The organism is Bradyrhizobium japonicum USDA 6 (genome assembly GCF_000284375.1).
Classification (GTDB): Bacteria; Pseudomonadota; Alphaproteobacteria; order Rhizobiales; family Xanthobacteraceae; genus Bradyrhizobium; species Bradyrhizobium japonicum.
Genome location: NC_017249.1, coordinates 5,808,347 through 5,823,431, shown reverse-complemented (window position 1 = coordinate 5,823,431; position 15,085 = coordinate 5,808,347). Strand labels below are relative to the sequence as shown.

Genomic DNA, 15,085 nt, shown 5'->3' with positions numbered 1-15,085 from the left:
GCGATTACGACTGCGTTGCGTTCCAGAGCATGGAGAGGCCCGCAGCGATCATGATCGCGTCCATCACCAGGCGGAACATCTCCGGCTTGAGATGCAGCACGAAGCGTTTTGCGATGAAGGCGCCCGACATCAGCGAGGAGCCCGCAATCAGGCCCTTGATGAAGACATCCTGCGTCAGCGCCCCGAAACGTTCGAAAGTTACGGACTTCGCGAAGTAGAGGCCGAGTGAGGAGGCCGCTTCGGTGGCGAGGAAGGCGCCCTTGGACAGGCCGTAAAACAGGAACAGCGGCACGCTGAGCGGACCGGTCGAGACCACGATGCCGGTGAGATAGCCGATGACGGCGCCGCCGATCGCGAGGTGCCAGAGATTGGCCTTGAGATCGTGCCGCGCCAGCCAGTGCCGCACCGGCACCATCGCGATCAGGAAGATGCCGATGGCGAGATCGACGGCGTGCGAGGGGAGCGCAAGCAGCGTGCGTGCGCCCAGCGCGGCGGCCGGAATGCCGGTCACCGAATAAGCCACGCAGGCCCGCCAGTCGACCTCGCGCCACCAGGCCAGGATCCGCGAGAAATTCGCCATCACCGAGGCGACCGCCATGATCGGCACGGCTTCCTTCGGCCCATAGGCATAAACCAGCACCGGCATCAGCATGATCGACGACCCCGTGCCGACGATGCCTGAGACGGTGCCGGCGATCAGGCCGACGATGAGGACGAAGAGAAAGGCCAAGGTGCTCTCCACGAATCGGGAGAGTTTAGCCGTGGCCGGCGATGCGGGCGATCCATTCCGGACGAGGGAACCGACCGCTCAGCGCATGCGGTCCGGGCAGGCCGTCAGCCTTGCTCGTCCATGATGCGCAGCTTCTCGACGCGGCGGCGAAAATCATCGTCCGTCGAGAATTCGGCGGAGAGATAGGACGAGACCAGATCCACGGCGAGCCAGGCGCCGACGATCTGCGCGCCGATGCACATGACGTTGACGTCGTCATGCTCGACGCTCTGATGGGCGGAATGAACGTCGTGGCAGACCGCGGCGCGGATGCCCTTCATCTTGTTGGCTGCGATCGAGGCGCCGACGCCGGTGCCGCACACCATGATGCCGCGTGCGGCTTCGCCCGAGGTCACCTTCTGAGCCACGGCCCGAGCGATGTCGGGGAAATCCACCGGCTTGTCGTCATGGGAGCCGACGTCGACGACGTCGTGGCCGAGGCTGCGGATGTGGTCGATAACGGTCTGCTTGAGCGGCCAGCCGGCGTGGTCGGATCCGATGACGAGACGCATGTGATGTCCTTCTTGATTTTACACTGGCCGTGACAGCCGCTTTGCGGCTGTCACGATTTTCGCTGGTTTCAGCTGCGCATGTCGGGCGGCAGCTCGACCCCGTGGAATTTCTTGTAGATCGCGTTGAGCTTGCCGTTCTTGACGTTTTCGGTGATCCAGGCGTTGAGCTTGTCCATCAGGCGCTGCTCGCCCTTCTTGAGGCCGATCGCGAGGTCGAAGGTCGCCAGCGGGATCCTGGATTCGAACACACGCGACGGATTTTTCACCCCGATCTGGTTGATGATCGTCGCCGATGAGGCGACGCAGTCGACTTGGCCGGAGACGGCCGCCGTCACCATCGTGGCGTCGTCGTCGTAGCGCGAGATCTTGAGGTCCTTGTCCTTCATGTTGGACAGGGTGGTGTCCTGCGTGGTGCCGCGGGAGACGCCGATCGGCTTGTCCTTCAGGTCGGGCCAGTCCTTGACGGTCGAGGATTTCAGGCAGCCGACGTCGGATTGCAGTGTCGCATAGCGCTTGGTGAAGTCGATGACCTTGGCGCGATCGGGCGTCACCGACAGGGTCGAGATGATGATGTCGGCCTTGCCGGTCAGGACGTTGGGGATGCGCGTCGCGCCGGTGGTCTGGATGAATTCGAGCTCGAGCCCCCAATCCTTGGCGAGCAGTTGCGCCACTTCGACGTCGGAGCCGGTCGGCTTCATGCTGCTGTCCATCATGCCCGAGGGCGGAATGGCGACGTCCGTCGAAATGCGGATCTTCTTGGCCTGGGTGATGTCGTCGAGCAGATCGGCCGATGCTGGTGTCGCGACCATCATCACGAAGCCGACAAGCGCGGCGGCGGTCCCGAGCAGTGTCCTGTTTGTCATCCTTGGTTCTCCTCTCCCTGTTATGATTTTAGGTTTCCCGTGCCCACGAATTGCATGAGCTCGGGGGTCGTTGGCGATGTCAGGATCGAAGCGGGTCCGGTCTCGTGGACCTTGCCGCGGTGCATGAACACGATCCGATCGGCGATGCCCTTGGCAAAGCCCATCTCGTGGGTGACCATCACCATGGTCATGCCGTCTGCCGCGAGTTGCTCGATCACCTTGAGCACCTCGCTGGTAAGCTCGGGATCGAGCGCGGAGGTGACCTCGTCGAACAGCATCACCTTCGGCTGCATCGCGAGCGAGCGGGCGATCGCCGCGCGCTGCTGCTGGCCGCCCGAGAGCTGCTCGGGATAGGCGTGCAGTTTCTCCTCTAGCCCGACCTGCGCGAGCACTTTTCGGGCGAGGTTCCTGGCTTGCGAGGTGGCCATGCCCTTCACGGCGCAGGGGGCGAGCGTGATGTTCTGCTCGATGGTGAGGTGCGGAAACAGATTGTAGCTCTGGAACACGATGCCGACGTCCTGGCGCAGCGCGCGCAGATCGACATCAGCGCGGTCGACGCGGTGTCCGCACACGACGATCTCGCCGCCGTCGACCTTCTCGAAGCGGTCGATGCAGCGCAGTGCCGTGCTCTTGCCGGAGCCGGAGCGGCCGATCAGCGCCAGCACTTCGCCGCGCTCGACGGCAAAGGAGACGCCATCGAGCACCCGGAGCGGACCAAAGCTCTTCTGCACGTCGCGGAGCGACACGATCGGTTCGGAGGAGGAGGGGTTTTGCTGCATGTCAGGCTGGTGCGAGGTTGGACCTGCCACGCCCCATCCGCCGTTCCAGCTTCTGACTGAACAGGGACAGGGGATAGCACATGGCGAAATAGACGACGGCGATGATCGCGTAGATGGCGAACGGCTCGAACAGCGAGTTGTTGACGATCTGGCCCGACCGCATCAGCTCGACGAAGCCGACCACGGAGGCAAGCGAGGTGTTCTTGATGATCTGCACCATGAAGCCGACGGTCGGCGGCGTCGCGATGCGGATCGCCTGCGGCAGGATCACCTTCATCATGCGCTGGGTGCGGCTCAGCGCCAGTCCTTCGGCGGCCTCCCATTGCGGCTTCGGCACCGACTGGATGCAGCCGCGCCAGATCTCGCCGAGATAGGCCGAGACATAGAGCGTGAGCGAAGCGCCGGCGGCAGCTAACGGCGAGACCTTGAGGCCGATCGCGGCGAGGCCGAAATAGCCGAGGAACAGGATGACGAGCAGCGGCGTGCCCTGGATCAACTGGACATAGACGCCGCTGGCGATCCGCACCGATTTGAGCGGCGAGATACGCGCGAGCGCGATCACAAAGCCGACGATGCCGCCGCCGATCAGTGCGATCACGGACAGGCCAATCGTCCACAGCGCGCCCTGACCGAGGAACATCAGATGATTGATGTTGAGATGTCCGCCCATGGTCATCTCACAACGGCGTGCCGAGCCGGCGCCGGCGCGGAAACAGCACGAGGCCGAGGCCCCAGAAGCTCGCGCGCATCACCAGCGACAGGATGACGTAGAGCACGGCGACGATGATGTAGGTCTCGAACGCGCGATAGGTGTCCGACTGGATGTAGTTGGCGACGGCGGTGAGTTCTTCCGCCGAGATCTGTGAGCAGACCGAGGAGGCCAGCATCAACAGCACGAACTGGCTGGTCAGCGCTGGATAGACCTTCTCGATCGCCGGCAGCAGGATGATGTGCCAGTAGATCTGCAGTCGCGACAGCGCGAGTCCTTCGGCGGCCTCGATCTGTCCGCGCGGGATCGCCTCGAAGCCGGCACGCATGATCTCGGCGGTGTAGGCGCCGACATTGATCGTCAGCGCGGCCACGGCCACCGTGAAGGCGGAGAATTTCAGCCCCAGGCTGGCGAGGCCGAAATAGACCAGGAAGATCTGTACCAGCAGCGGCGTGTTGCGGATGGTCTCGACATAGACTTTGCAGGCGCCCGCGATCAGCGGGCTTCGCGAGCCGCGGCCGACGGCTGCGAGCGTGCCGAACAGGGCGCCGAGCACCGTCGCGAAGGCCGCCAGCTCCAGCGTCAGCGCCGCGCCGGCCAGAAAACTTGGCCAACGCTCCAGCACCGCGGGAAAGTCGAGTTGGAGGCTCATCGTATCGGCTTCAGCCCGTCACCTGGTTGGTCATGCGGTCATAGACGCGGAACAGCGCCTGGTTGCCGTTGCTGCCTTCGCCATGCGCGCGCGCGTCCACGTACTGGCTGGTGACGAGCGCGGTTCCGGGCAACGGCACGCTCAGCGCCTGTGCGTGCTCTTGCACCAGGCGGAGGTCCTTGAGCTGGAGATCGATCCGGAAGCCGGCGGAGACGTCGCCCGCGATCATTGCGGGGCCGAGCTTGTCGAGCATCCAGGAGGCGGCGGAGCCACCGAGCAGCACGCGACGCAGCAGATTGAGATCGATGCCAGACGCGCGCCCGAGCGCGAGCGCCTCGCAGATCGCCTGGATGTTGATGCCGCAGATCAGCTGATTGCAGAGCTTGACGGTTTGCCCCGCGCCGGACGCGCCGACATGCGTGATGGTCGTGCCCATTGCACGGAAGAACGGTTCTGCCTGCGCAAAGGCAGCCGCATCGCCGCCGGCCATGATCGAGAGCGCAGCGTTCTTGGCGCCCACGGGCCCGCCGGAGACCGGTGCGTCGATGAAGCCGACGCCGACCTTTTGCAGGTCGGCATGGATGCGGCGGACGGCGACCGGCGAGATCGTGCTCATGTCGACGATGAGCTTGCCCGGTGGCGGCGACTTCAGGAGGCCGTTCTCGCCGTAGATAGTCGCTTCGACATGGGGCGTGTCGGGCAGCATGGTGATGACGATGTCGGCGCCTTGCGCTGCGTCGGCGGGGCTGTTGGCGCCGGCCGCGCCTTCCTTGACGCTGTCGGCCAAGGCGGCTTGGTTGAGATCGAAGACGCGAACCGCATGCCCGGCCACCAGGAGGTTGCGCACCATCTCGCGGCCCATCGTGCCGATGCCGATGAAGCCGACATTGCCCTTGTCGTTCCGTCCCATGTCAGTCGTCCGTTTCTTGGTTGATTGGTTTCTTGGTTGTTGGCCTGCCGCGATCAGCCTGAGGCGCTGGTCTTGTCGATGTCGCCGACGACGGCGCGCCTGCGGTATTCGTCGCCAATGGCAAAATGCTTGCGCAGCGTCGCGTCCGCTCGCTCGGGGTCGCGCGCGATGATTGCGTCGAAGATGCGCCGGTGGTCGTCGATCAGGTACGTCTTCATCGACGGGAAGGCCTGCACCAGCTCGCGGCGGCTGCGATGCGAATGCGTCAGCAGTCCCGCCAGCGAACCGTGCAAGACCGTCAGCGTTTCCGAGTGCGAGGCCACGACGATGGCGCGATGGAATTCGAAGTCCGCCATGCCGCCGGCGTCTGCCTCGTCGATCGTCTCTCCGATCTTCGCGAGCGCACGCTGCAGGCGTTCGAAATCGGCGATGTTGGCGCGCTCGCAGGCGAGCCGGATCGCCTGGCACTCGATCGCGACGCGCGCCTGCATGACGTCATCGAGCATGTCCGCCTGCTGGGCGAGCGCGAAGGTGAAGAAGTCGTTCAGCACCGAGACGTCCGGTTGCGTCACCACGGTGCCGATGCGGTCGCGGATTTCGACGATGCCGAGCACGGTGAGGGCGCGCAGCGCCTCGCGGACGATCGGCCGGCTGACGCCGAGGAGGGTCGCCAGCTCGCGCTCGGAAATCAGGCGGTCGCCGGGCTTGAGCGAGCCTGCAAGCAGGCGTTCGCGCAGAAAGGCGAACACCTTCTCGAACCCTTTTTCGCCCTCGGTGGCCCGCTTCAGTTCCATCCCGGTCTCTTTTTGGTCTGATCGTGGTCAGACCAGTAGGCTGACCAGGGCGTGGGCGTCAAGAGCCTTGGTTAATTGCGGGTGTCGCAGGCGCGGCCAATCCGATCGGTTCCGCGGCCGGATCCTTCAAATTTGAGGCGTATTGATCGGAGCGTTCACTCAAAGAATTTGAGGTCCGCGATGCCCGATCATCATTCCTTCTCCGCCCTCGACCGTCATGCGGCGCTCAGCGGATCCGACAACGGCTTTCCCTGGTATGCGGGCGCGATGCTCGCGGTCGAAGCCAGCGAGGTGGTGCGGCTGCGCTGCGAGACGCTCAGCCATGGCGACGAGGCCGCCGGGCAGGAGGCGGTGCTGATGGTCAGCGAGAAGATCGCCGCGGCTTTCGAGGCGGCCGCGAGCCTGCTTGCGGGAGCAACGCCGACCGCGGTCGTCCAGCGCTATCGCGAGCACGTGGCCGCGAACGCCAGGCGGCTGTCCGCGAACGAGGCTCCGTGACGGGCGTGCGCTGCTGACAGCATGTTGGCAGCAGGGGCAGGCTACGACCATCTCCTGACAAAACGGAGAGCGGGTCCATGCCGATCGAGGCGAGCTGTCATTGCGGTGAGACGGTGTTCGAGGTGACGGAGGCGCCGGCGAGCGTGACGCGCTGCACCTGCTCACTCTGCGCCAAGCGGGGCGCGTTGTGGGCCTATTACACGCCGGCGCAATTTCGCCTGCTGTCGCCGCCGGAAAGTGTCGCGACCTATCTCTGGGGCAGCCGCACGGTCAAACATCATTTCTGCGCGAGCTGCGGCTGCGGCACCTATTCGGAGTCGCCTGACTGGTCGACCGGCAAGCCCGATTTCGACAACCCCAAGGTCGCGGTGAATGCACGCCTGTTCGACGATTTCGATCTCGATGCCGTGCCGGTGAACATGATCGACGGCAGGAATTTGTGGTGAGCATGCAGGGCTCGCGCATGTCCGTTGCGCGTCTGTGACCTTGAGGCGATTTTGAAAAGCTGATTTGGTCCGGCCCCGGAGAAAAAGGGGAGGAAGCCATGATGCGTCTTTTTGCGCGAGTGATGCTCGCACTGTGTCTGGCCGTTGCAGCCGGCTTCAATGCGCAGGCGCAGACCAAACCGAAGGTCACGACATCAGGACCTGACTTCCCCAAGGCCGCGCTGTTCGTCGGCAACAGCTTCTTCTATTACAACAACGGCATGCCCGGACATCTCTCCTTCATGGAGCGGGCTGCGGATGCCGAGAACAAGGCGGCATACCGCAACACCATGGCCACGATCGGCGGCTCCGGCCTCGACTGGCACGACATGGACAATCTGCTGCGGCCGGGCGGCATCGGCGCCTATTCCTTCGACGATCAGAACAACGTCGTCTTCAACAAGCCGGGCAGGCAGTTCGATGCCGTCGTCATGATGGATTGCAGCCAGTGCCCGATCCATCCGCAATTGAAGGACGCGTTCACGACCTTTGCGAAGAAGGATAGCGAGATCGTCCGTGCCCACGGCATGCGGCCGGTGTTTTTCATGTCCTGGGCCTATGCCGACAAGCCGGAGATGACGGAAGCGTTGGCCGAGGCCTATACGCTCGCCGGCAATGCCAATGATGCGCTCGTGATCCCCGCAGGCCTCGCCTTCGCGCGCGTGCGCAAGCTCCAGCCGGAGCTCAATCTGTATGCGCCGGACAAGCGGCACCCGAGTCCGGCGGGCACGTATCTGGCAACCTGCGTGACGCTCGCCGCGCTGACCGGGCGCTCGCCGGTTGGCAACTCCTACAACATGGGACTGGATGCGGAGACCACCCAACTGCTGCAAAAAGCGGCGTGGGATACTGTGCAGGAATATTACGGGCGTTGATCTGGCGCGGTCTCGTAGGGTGGGCAAAGCGAAGCGTGCCCACCACCTTACTCGCGACAGAAGATGGTGGGCACGGCGCAAGAGCGCCTTTGCCCACCCTACGGCACCGTCATCGCTGCTTCAGCACCACCCACGCCGGCGCGTGATCGCTCGCGCCATCCTCGCCGCGTACCTTCTTGTCGACACCCGCCTTGGCCAGCCGCGAGACGAGGGCGGGGCTGAGCAGGAGATGATCGAGCCGCAGGCCCGCATCGCGCGGCCAGCGATTTCGCTTGTAATCCCAGAACGTGTAGATGCGCTTGTCCGGATGCAGTTCGCGGATCGCATCGCACCAACCCTGATCGACCAGCGAGGCAAAGGCTGCGCGGCTCTTCGGCTGGATCAGCGCATCCTTGTCCCATGACCGCGTCGGATAGATGTCGATCTCATCAGGCGCGACGTTGTAGTCGCCGGCGAGCACCACGGGTAGATCCTGCTTGATGAACGTCTTGGCGTGGCGCTTAAGGCGCGCGAACCAGTCGAGCTTGAAGTCGAATTTCGGCCCCGGCTGCGGATTGCCGTTCGGCAGATAGATGCTGGTGACGATGATTCCGCGCACGGCGGCCTCGATGTAGCGGGCTTCGCGATCATCAGGCTTTCCCGGCAAGCGATCGCGGGTGAGAATGGGCTCGGCATTGCGGGCGAGGATGGCGACGCCGTTCCACGTCTTCTGTCCACACCACACCGCGCCATAGCCGGCCTTTTCGATGGCCGCCGCCGGAAATTCGCCATCACTTGCCTTCAATTCCTGAAGCGCGACGACATCGGGCTTCGCCGCGCGCATCCATGCCAGCAAATTGGGCAGGCGGCGGTTGATGTTGTTGATGTTGAATGTCGCGATCTTCATGTAGAGCTAATAGCTCCTGCCTTCCGTCACCGGAGATACAATGTCCAAGTTGAGCTTTGCTGCTTTCGTCGTCGTCGTCGCGATCTCCGGAGCGGCTTCGGCACAATCGTCCGATCCGCGCGGCGCGTGCAAGGCGGACTATGATAAATTCTGCGCCGGCATCGCACCCGGTGGCGGCAAGATCATCGCCTGCCTCAACGCCAAGCGCGATCAGCTCAGCGCGACGTGCAAGGCGGCGCTGGACAGCCGGAAGAAGTAAGCGGCGAGACGCTCAGCTCGGCAGCGGCGGCGGGCTCGCGGGCTGCTGGATCGGCGGCGGGGAGGGCGGCTGCTCGGCCGTCGGCGGGGGCTCCGGCTTGACCAGCGGCTCCACCTCATTGCCGCCCTTGTAGACGCGGGCGTAGCGGCGGCCGAGGCTGGTCAGCACCTCGTAGCCGATCGTGCCGAAATGATGCGCGAGCTCGTCGACGGTGATGCCCTCGCCGAGCAGCGTCACCATGTGGCCGCGCCGCGCCGCATTCGGGGGCAAGTCGGTGATATCGATCGCGATCAGATCCATCGAAACGCGGCCCGCGACCGGGCAGCGCTTGCCGGCGACAACGACCTCGGCACCGCGGGTGCCGTCATTGGAGCTGGCGGCGCGGAAATAGCCGTCGGCATAGCCGACCGCGATGATCGCGAGTTTGGTCGGCCGCCGCGCGGTCCAGGTGCCGCCATAACCGACGGTCTCGCCGCGCTCGACATTGCGGGTTTGCACGATGCGCGCCTTGAGGTCGACCACGGGCTGCATCGGGTTGTCGGCCTCAGGCGTCGGGTTGACGCCGTAGAGCGCTGCGCCCGGTCGCACCAGGTCGAACTGGAAGGGCGCGCCGAGGAAGATTCCGGAGGAATTGGCAAGCGCGGCCGGCACGCCGGAAAATTCGCTGGCGATACCGCGGAAGGTCGCCAGCTGTTTTGCATTCACGGGACTGTTGAGCTGCTCGGCCGAGACCAGATGGCTCATCACCAGCGTGATGCCGTGATCGCCGGCGTTGATGCGGGGGATGATGGCCTGCGCGTCCGCAAGCGTCAGCCCGAGCCGGTTCATGCCGGTGTCGATGTGAACAGCGGCGCCCCCGGTCCAGCCGGTGCGGCGGCAGAACACGTCCCATTCGGCGAGCTCGTTGAGATCGCCGATCACCGGCCGGCAATTGATCTTGGCGTAGTGCTCGCCGGTGTTCTGGAAATAGCCGCCGAGCACGTAGATCGCGGCCTCCGGCACGGCTTCGCGGACAGTGCGCGCTTCCTCGATGGTGGCGACGAAGAAGGTCTTGCAACCGGCCTTGCTAAGGGCCCGCGAGACCTGCGCGGCGCCGCAGCCATAGGCGTCGGCCTTGATCACGGCCGAGCATTCGGCCGGCACTGCCGTCTTCTCGAGCTTGCGCCAGTTGGCGATGATGGCGTCGAGATCGACGGTGAGCACGCCGCCATAGGCTGCGAGCGCGGCAGCCTGATTGGCCTCCGCGGAGAGAAGGCCGGATTGCGGAATCATTTTCGGGTCGGACGCCATTGTCATGGCGCCGTTTTACGCAAGAGGCCGGTCTGGTTCAAGGAACTCAGTAGTCGTTGCTGCTGCGAGCCGGCAGCTGACTGTCAGGCGCGAGGTCGCCGAACCGCGTGACCGAGGCTTCGAACGCCAAATCGACGGTGCCTGTCGGGCCGTGACGCTGCTTGCCGATGATGACCTCGGCCTTTCCGTGCGCAAGACTCATGTCAAGCTGCCACTTCTCGTGTTCAGGCGTGCCCGGGCGGGGCTCCTTCATCGCGAGGTAATATTCCTCGCGGTAAACGAATAGCACGACGTCGGCGTCCTGCTCGATCGAGCCCGATTCACGCAGGTCGGAGAGCTGCGGCCGCTTGTCGTCGCGGGATTCGACCTGGCGCGAGAGCTGCGACAGCGCGATGACCGGAACATTGAGCTCCTTGGCGAGCGCCTTCAGGCTGGTCGTGATCTCCGTGATTTCCTGCACGCGGCTGTCGCTGGCGCGCTTGCCTGAGCCGGAGAGCAGCTGGATGTAGTCGATCACGAGGAGATCGAGGCCCTTCTGCCGCTTCAGCCGGCGCGCGCGTGCCATCAGCTGCGCGATCGACAGGCCGCCGGTTGCGTCGACATAGAACGGCAGCGACTGCAGCTCGATCGAGACTTCCCGGATCTTGTCGAAATCGGCTTCCGAGATGCCGCCGCGGCGGATGTGGGAGGAGGGAATGCCGGTGCGCTCGGCCACGATACGCGTGGCGAGCTGGTCGGCCGACATTTCGCAGGAGAAGAAGCCGATCACGCCGCCATTGGCGGCCTTCATGGTGCCGTCAGCCTGGACCTCGCCGACATAGGCCTTGGCGACGTTGTAGGCGATGTTGGTCGCCAGCGAAGTCTTGCCCATGCCCGGGCGTCCGGCCACGATGATGAGGTCGGAGTGCTGAAGGCCGCCCATCTTGGTGTCGAGGTCGCGCATGCCGGTCGAAATGCCGGACAGCTTTCCATCGCGCTGGAACGCTTTGGCTGCGAGATCGACCGCGATCGCCAACGCCTGCGAGAATTTCTGGAAGCCACCGTCATAACGGCCGGATTCGGCGAGCTCATACAGGCGGCGCTCGGCGTCCTCGATCTGCGCCCGCGGCGCGAAATCGACCGGGGCGTCATAAGCGACATTGACCATGTCCTCGCCGATGCCGATCAGGTCGCGTCGCAGCGCCAGATCGTAGATGGTGCGGCCGTAGTCCTGGGCGTTGATGATGGTGGTCGCTTCCGCCGCGAGCCGCGCCAGATACTGCCCGATGGTCATGCCGCCGACATCGGTGTCGGCGGGGAGGAACGTCTTCAGCGTCACGGGCGTGGCGATCTTGCCCATCCGGATCAGGCTGCCGGCGGTCTCGTAGATGGTCTGGTGCAGCGGCTCGAAATAATGCTTCGGCTCGAGGAAGTCGGAGACGCGGTAGAAGGCGTCGTTGTTGACCAGGATCGCGCCGAGAAGGCTCTGTTCCGCCTCGATATTATGCGGCGCGCTCCGATACGCGGGAGTTCCGGGCTCGGGCGCGAGTTTGAGGACGTTCGAATCAGTCAGGGCCATGGTCGAGCGTTAGCAATTTTCTGGGGCGGATGCGGGGCCGGGATAAAGCGCCGCCTCGGGCCAAAGCGGAAGCAAAAGCTGGCCGCTATCAACCGCTCAGTTAAAATGGTGGATGATTAGCAGCCGCAGCACGCGCCGTGCTTGACGGATTTTTGCGGAACTCGCCCGTCCCGGAATCGGCCGTGACCGCGCCACGGAAAAATCCCGGGTGACATGAACCTGATGGATTGGCGCGCAGACGTAACAAGAAGCGCGCGAAATGACGCACGCCGGGAGCTTTGGGCTCGGATTCAGACCAGCAGGAGGTAGACCAGCGCAACCAGGGCCGCTCCGACGCCGGTGGCGATCAGGGCGTAATCGGTGCGGAGGTCGTCCTGCACGTCGAATGAGGTTTGGGTCCGCTTGCTCATGGCGACGGTCTAAGCCGGGCCCGACGAGACTTATGTGAAACAGATCACATCTCCCCGGATTCTTTCGGGGTACGACCCGGAACAGGAAGGCGGGCGGAGGGTTATCTCCCGCTACCAGGGAACGAGGCGAGCGATGCGGCCAGAACGGCAGCACCAGAATTGGCGAAGCGAGGCGGCCAGCCGGCTTTGGCTGTCGGGGCTGATCGCGGCCATGCAGCACGCCGAGCGGCCCGAAGTGCGGCGCGAGCCGGTCTCGCCCGAGACCCTCGCAGACCTGCGGGCGCAACTGGCGTTAACAGCCTCGTTCCGGTCCTCCCAGATCTCGACCCTTCGTCACTAGGATTCATTCAGCGTGGGGCCCGGGTTCGGCGCCGCCATCTTGCGCACTATGACGGGTGTCTGCGGCGTCGTGACTTTGCGACGATGTGCCGCTTCCGACGGGCGGCGCGTCCTCTCACGAGGCCACCGGCCTTCGAACGAGCTGCAGTGCTATTGCACTGTGATCACAGTCGATATTCCAAAAGCGCTTAATCACATCCTTGCGTGTGGAGGCTGCTTCCATTCGCGGCTCAATCCGCTAAAAGGTCACCCGCTGCCGCGCCTTATGCCGGCTGCATTCGCGTAAATTCAATGGAGATGATGGGAATGTCGAGCCGAGCGCTCAGCCTCGCGACGGTATTGCTTCTGATCGGCTTCGGCGCGACCGATACCGTCCTTGCGCAGGCGACGAACCTCGAGGCCGGCAAGGCCCCATCCCAGCTTTTCGCGCAGACCTGCAGTGCCTGCCACAAGAGCACGCGCGGTCTGTTGAAGACGGTGGCGCCGGGCTCGCTGCCGGGCTTCCTGCGCCAGCACTACACGACCAGCTCCGACATGGCCGGCGTGCTCGCGTCCTATCTCGTCTCCAACGGTGCCACCGACACCCGCTACCAGGCCAAGGACGGCAAGGATAAAAAGGACGGCGCCAAGGAGAAGGAAGCCCATACCGCGCCGGAGCATCAAGGGCGCCGCCAGCGCTCCCAGGACGCCGCCAAGCCGGACGGCGAGACCGCCACCGCTCCCGCGCCTGAGGGCACCCGTCAGAAGCGCGCGGCACGGCCACCCGAGGAGGGATCGAAGGAAGGTGCGAGGCCCGAGGGCCAGGCAGCGCCGGAGGGACGCAAAGCTAGGCGTCGGGCCAAGCCCGGGACCGAGGAAGCACCGAAGGTCGACGCCGCCGCGCCGGCCATTGAAGACAAGAAGAGCGAACCGAAGGCCGAGACCAAGCCCGACACGGCCAAGCCGGACACAGCCAAGGTCGAGCCGGGACGTGACGAGTCGAAGCCCGAGAGCAAGCCGGCGGAGAAGCCGGCTGAGGCCAGGCCTGATAGCGCCAAGGTCGAGCCGCGCGGCAGCGATACGCCGGCGCTGCGGCCCGATCCGGTACCGCAGGTCACGCCGGCTGCACCGTCTGTCGCCGCGAAGCCCGCAGAGGCCAAGCCGGCGGAGGAGGCTGCCCCCAAGCCGGCCGCGCCCGCCGCAGTGAACTCCGAGCCGGCAACCAAGCCGCAGGAGCCTGCACCGCCCGCGACCGCTGCGGCCCCAGCCGACTCGTCCGGTCCGCCCACACCGCCGATTTCGCGCTAAGCGAGCCAGATTTTCCGTCGACTTGCGAAGGCCGCACGCATCGCGGCCTTCGCATCGTCTTGACCGCGATTAGAGCGTTACTCTAGAGTGATGCTCCAGGAGGCGTCGATGACGACGAGCGTGCGTGACGACCTGTTGGCGGCCGGGCTTTTCGTGTTCGACCGCGTCGGCTTCGAAGCTGCGACGGTGGCGGCGATCCGGGCCCGGGCACGCGCCTCCAACGGCAGCTTCTTTCATGTCTTCGGATCGAAGAAGGAACTGGCGGGTGCGCTGTTCCTGGAGGTGCTGCGGCACTATCACGCCGCAGTGCTGGCCGCGCTCGACCCGATGCCCAGTGCCGGGCAGGGCATCGATCGGCTGATCCGCGCCCATCTCGACTGGGTGGTGTCGAGCCGGCGCGAGGCCCGCTATCTCTTCGAGATATCGCGCAGCGAATGGGACGAGGACGTCCGCGACGCCCAGCGCGCGCAGAATGCGCGCCTTGCCGAAGGCATCGAGCGCTGGCGCGCGCCGCTGGTTGCCGGCGGCGAGCTTTTGCCGATGACGCCGGTGATGTTCGTCAGCCAGCTCATCGGCCCTGCCCAGATCTTCTGCCGCGCCTTTCTCTCGGGACGTGACCGCACCGATCCGCGCAGCGAAGCCGACACGCTTGTCGCCTGCGCCAACCGTGCGCTGCGTCCGCCCGATCGCATCCACAAGCTATAGGAGAAGCCGCATGCGAGCCGAAGCAGATCCCGAATTCGCAGCCGTAGCCGAGCGCATCCATGCCAATGTCGGCCGTCAGGGCTTCATGAACCTGGTGGGCGCCGAGCTCTCGGAATTGTCGCGCGGCACCTGCACGATTGCGGTCGCGCGCCGGCCCGAGCTGCTTCAGCAGCACGGATTCTTCCATGGCGGCGTCACCGCCTTCCTGGTCGACAATGCCACGACGATCGCAGCGGCGACCTCGCGCGGCCAGCCGGCTTTGACGGCGGAATACAAGCTCAATCTGCTATCGCCGGCGGTCGGTGACAAGCTGATCTGCCGGGCCAGGGTGATCAAGCCCGGCCGCCAGGTCTCGGTGGTCGCGGCCGACGTGTTTTGCGTCAACGACGGTGTCGAGAAGCACACGGCAACTGCGCTCGCCTCGATCGCGATGCTGAGCGAGGACGTGGCCGCGAAAACGAAAAGCCCGGCCGCCTGAGGCGGCCGGGCGTCGCAACCTGCGCGA

19 protein-coding genes are annotated in these 15,085 nt (G+C 64.9%); 8 read left to right on the top strand and 11 right to left on the bottom strand.

Going from position 1 to position 15,085, the window contains the following annotated elements; translation table 11 throughout:
* Positions 1 to 4: 4 nt before the first annotated feature.
* From BJ6T_RS27645 to BJ6T_RS27610, 8 genes are all read right to left on the bottom strand, one after another.
* Complete coding sequence (locus BJ6T_RS27645; protein ID WP_014495828.1) at positions 5 to 730, bottom strand: sulfite exporter TauE/SafE family protein; 726 nt, start codon at positions 728 to 730, stop codon at positions 5 to 7.
* A gap of 104 nt (positions 731 to 834) precedes the next feature.
* Positions 835 to 1,281 (bottom strand): ribose 5-phosphate isomerase B, encoded by a 447-nt coding sequence (gene rpiB / locus BJ6T_RS27640; RefSeq protein WP_014495827.1) that lies wholly within the window; start codon positions 1,279 to 1,281, stop codon positions 835 to 837.
* A 68-nt stretch (positions 1,282 to 1,349) separates the two neighbouring features.
* Positions 1,350 to 2,144 carry a transporter substrate-binding domain-containing protein gene (locus BJ6T_RS27635; protein ID WP_014495826.1) on the bottom strand — a complete coding sequence of 265 codons (795 nt, stop codon included), beginning with the start codon at positions 2,142 to 2,144 and terminating at the stop codon, positions 1,350 to 1,352.
* A 20-nt stretch (positions 2,145 to 2,164) separates the two neighbouring features.
* Entirely contained in the window at positions 2,165 to 2,923 is a 759-nt protein-coding gene (locus tag BJ6T_RS27630; RefSeq protein ID WP_014495825.1) for an amino acid ABC transporter ATP-binding protein, read from the bottom strand.
* 1 nt (position 2,924) lies between these two features.
* Positions 2,925 to 3,593 carry an amino acid ABC transporter permease gene (locus tag BJ6T_RS27625; RefSeq protein WP_028169586.1) on the bottom strand — a complete coding sequence of 223 codons (669 nt, stop codon included), beginning with the start codon at positions 3,591 to 3,593 and terminating at the stop codon, positions 2,925 to 2,927.
* Positions 3,594 to 3,600: 7 nt separating this feature from the next.
* The gene (locus BJ6T_RS27620) at positions 3,601 to 4,284 is read right to left on the bottom strand and encodes an amino acid ABC transporter permease (protein WP_014495823.1); all 684 of its coding nucleotides are present in this window, start codon (positions 4,282 to 4,284) and stop codon (positions 3,601 to 3,603) included.
* A gap of 10 nt (positions 4,285 to 4,294) precedes the next feature.
* Positions 4,295 to 5,248, bottom strand: a complete 954-nt coding sequence (locus BJ6T_RS27615) for an NAD(P)-dependent oxidoreductase (protein ID WP_373865996.1) — start codon at positions 5,246 to 5,248, stop codon at positions 4,295 to 4,297.
* Positions 5,248 to 5,988 (bottom strand): FadR/GntR family transcriptional regulator, encoded by a 741-nt coding sequence (locus BJ6T_RS27610; RefSeq protein ID WP_014495821.1) that lies wholly within the window; start codon positions 5,986 to 5,988, stop codon positions 5,248 to 5,250. The genes BJ6T_RS27615 and BJ6T_RS27610 overlap by 1 nt, the downstream gene beginning before the upstream one ends.
* 180 nt (positions 5,989 to 6,168) lie before the next feature.
* Between BJ6T_RS27610 and BJ6T_RS27605 the strand changes: the two genes are divergently transcribed.
* From BJ6T_RS27605 to BJ6T_RS27595, 3 genes are all read left to right on the top strand, one after another.
* Positions 6,169 to 6,486 (top strand): hypothetical protein, encoded by a 318-nt coding sequence (locus BJ6T_RS27605; protein ID WP_014495820.1) that lies wholly within the window; start codon positions 6,169 to 6,171, stop codon positions 6,484 to 6,486.
* Between the two features lie 77 nt (positions 6,487 to 6,563).
* On the top strand, positions 6,564 to 6,932 hold the full coding sequence (locus BJ6T_RS27600; RefSeq protein WP_014495819.1) for a GFA family protein: 369 nt from the start codon (positions 6,564 to 6,566) through the stop codon (positions 6,930 to 6,932).
* A 98-nt stretch (positions 6,933 to 7,030) separates the two neighbouring features.
* Positions 7,031 to 7,846 (top strand): SGNH/GDSL hydrolase family protein, encoded by an 816-nt coding sequence (locus tag BJ6T_RS27595; RefSeq protein ID WP_014495818.1) that lies wholly within the window; start codon positions 7,031 to 7,033, stop codon positions 7,844 to 7,846.
* Positions 7,847 to 7,955: 109 nt separating this feature from the next.
* On the opposite strand, the gene BJ6T_RS27590 is transcribed toward BJ6T_RS27595, so the two are convergent.
* Positions 7,956 to 8,732: an exodeoxyribonuclease III gene (locus tag BJ6T_RS27590; protein WP_014495817.1), complete on the bottom strand. Its 777-nt coding sequence runs from the start codon at positions 8,730 to 8,732 to the stop codon at positions 7,956 to 7,958.
* 40 nt (positions 8,733 to 8,772) lie between these two features.
* Between BJ6T_RS27590 and BJ6T_RS27585 the strand changes: the two genes are divergently transcribed.
* Complete coding sequence (locus tag BJ6T_RS27585) at positions 8,773 to 8,991, top strand: cysteine rich repeat-containing protein (RefSeq protein WP_014495816.1); 219 nt, start codon at positions 8,773 to 8,775, stop codon at positions 8,989 to 8,991.
* Between the two features lie 12 nt (positions 8,992 to 9,003).
* Here BJ6T_RS27585 and alr read toward each other — a convergent pair whose 3' ends face one another.
* Together alr and BJ6T_RS27575 are read right to left on the bottom strand one after the other, a co-directional pair.
* Positions 9,004 to 10,281 carry an alanine racemase gene (gene alr / locus BJ6T_RS27580; protein ID WP_014495815.1) on the bottom strand — a complete coding sequence of 426 codons (1,278 nt, stop codon included), beginning with the start codon at positions 10,279 to 10,281 and terminating at the stop codon, positions 9,004 to 9,006.
* 46 nt (positions 10,282 to 10,327) lie between these two features.
* Entirely contained in the window at positions 10,328 to 11,839 is a 1,512-nt protein-coding gene (locus tag BJ6T_RS27575; protein WP_014495814.1) for a replicative DNA helicase, read from the bottom strand.
* A gap of 543 nt (positions 11,840 to 12,382) precedes the next feature.
* Between BJ6T_RS27575 and BJ6T_RS27565 the strand changes: the two genes are divergently transcribed.
* From BJ6T_RS27565 to BJ6T_RS27550, 4 genes are all read left to right on the top strand, one after another.
* Entirely contained in the window at positions 12,383 to 12,589 is a 207-nt protein-coding gene (locus BJ6T_RS27565) for a hypothetical protein (protein WP_028157570.1), read from the top strand.
* Positions 12,590 to 12,894: 305 nt separating this feature from the next.
* Positions 12,895 to 13,875, top strand: a complete 981-nt coding sequence (locus BJ6T_RS27560) for a hypothetical protein (protein WP_014495811.1) — start codon at positions 12,895 to 12,897, stop codon at positions 13,873 to 13,875.
* A 108-nt stretch (positions 13,876 to 13,983) separates the two neighbouring features.
* Positions 13,984 to 14,580, top strand: a complete 597-nt coding sequence (locus tag BJ6T_RS27555; RefSeq protein WP_014495810.1) for a TetR/AcrR family transcriptional regulator — start codon at positions 13,984 to 13,986, stop codon at positions 14,578 to 14,580.
* 10 nt (positions 14,581 to 14,590) lie between these two features.
* On the top strand, positions 14,591 to 15,058 hold the full coding sequence (locus BJ6T_RS27550; RefSeq protein ID WP_014495809.1) for a PaaI family thioesterase: 468 nt from the start codon (positions 14,591 to 14,593) through the stop codon (positions 15,056 to 15,058).
* The last annotated feature ends 27 nt before the right edge of the window (positions 15,059 to 15,085 follow it).

Excerpts from the sequence above, each read along its gene's own strand:
- BJ6T_RS27600 (WP_014495819.1), top strand. The coding sequence starts at position 6,564 with ATGCCGATCGAGGCGAGCTGTCATTGCGGTGAGACGGTGTTCGAGGTG.
- rpiB (WP_014495827.1), bottom strand. The coding sequence starts at position 1,281 with ATGCGTCTCGTCATCGGATCCGACCACGCCGGCTGGCCGCTCAAGCAG.
- BJ6T_RS27565 (WP_028157570.1), top strand. The coding sequence starts at position 12,383 with ATGCGGCCAGAACGGCAGCACCAGAATTGGCGAAGCGAGGCGGCCAGC.
- BJ6T_RS27595 (WP_014495818.1), top strand. The coding sequence starts at position 7,031 with ATGATGCGTCTTTTTGCGCGAGTGATGCTCGCACTGTGTCTGGCCGTT.
- BJ6T_RS27590 (WP_014495817.1), bottom strand. The coding sequence starts at position 8,732 with ATGAAGATCGCGACATTCAACATCAACAACATCAACCGCCGCCTGCCC.
- BJ6T_RS27605 (WP_014495820.1), top strand. The coding sequence starts at position 6,169 with ATGCCCGATCATCATTCCTTCTCCGCCCTCGACCGTCATGCGGCGCTC.
- BJ6T_RS27635 (WP_014495826.1), bottom strand. The coding sequence starts at position 2,144 with ATGACAAACAGGACACTGCTCGGGACCGCCGCCGCGCTTGTCGGCTTC.
- BJ6T_RS27585 (WP_014495816.1), top strand. The coding sequence starts at position 8,773 with ATGTCCAAGTTGAGCTTTGCTGCTTTCGTCGTCGTCGTCGCGATCTCC.
- BJ6T_RS27555 (WP_014495810.1), top strand. The coding sequence starts at position 13,984 with ATGACGACGAGCGTGCGTGACGACCTGTTGGCGGCCGGGCTTTTCGTG.
- BJ6T_RS27560 (WP_014495811.1), top strand. The coding sequence starts at position 12,895 with ATGTCGAGCCGAGCGCTCAGCCTCGCGACGGTATTGCTTCTGATCGGC.
- BJ6T_RS27575 (WP_014495814.1), bottom strand. The coding sequence starts at position 11,839 with ATGGCCCTGACTGATTCGAACGTCCTCAAACTCGCGCCCGAGCCCGGA.
- BJ6T_RS27550 (WP_014495809.1), top strand. The coding sequence starts at position 14,591 with ATGCGAGCCGAAGCAGATCCCGAATTCGCAGCCGTAGCCGAGCGCATC.
- BJ6T_RS27620 (WP_014495823.1), bottom strand. The coding sequence starts at position 4,284 with ATGAGCCTCCAACTCGACTTTCCCGCGGTGCTGGAGCGTTGGCCAAGT.
- BJ6T_RS27610 (WP_014495821.1), bottom strand. The coding sequence starts at position 5,988 with ATGGAACTGAAGCGGGCCACCGAGGGCGAAAAAGGGTTCGAGAAGGTG.
- BJ6T_RS27630 (WP_014495825.1), bottom strand. The coding sequence starts at position 2,923 with ATGCAGCAAAACCCCTCCTCCTCCGAACCGATCGTGTCGCTCCGCGAC.
- BJ6T_RS27625 (WP_028169586.1), bottom strand. The coding sequence starts at position 3,593 with ATGGGCGGACATCTCAACATCAATCATCTGATGTTCCTCGGTCAGGGC.
- alr (WP_014495815.1), bottom strand. The coding sequence starts at position 10,281 with ATGGCGTCCGACCCGAAAATGATTCCGCAATCCGGCCTTCTCTCCGCG.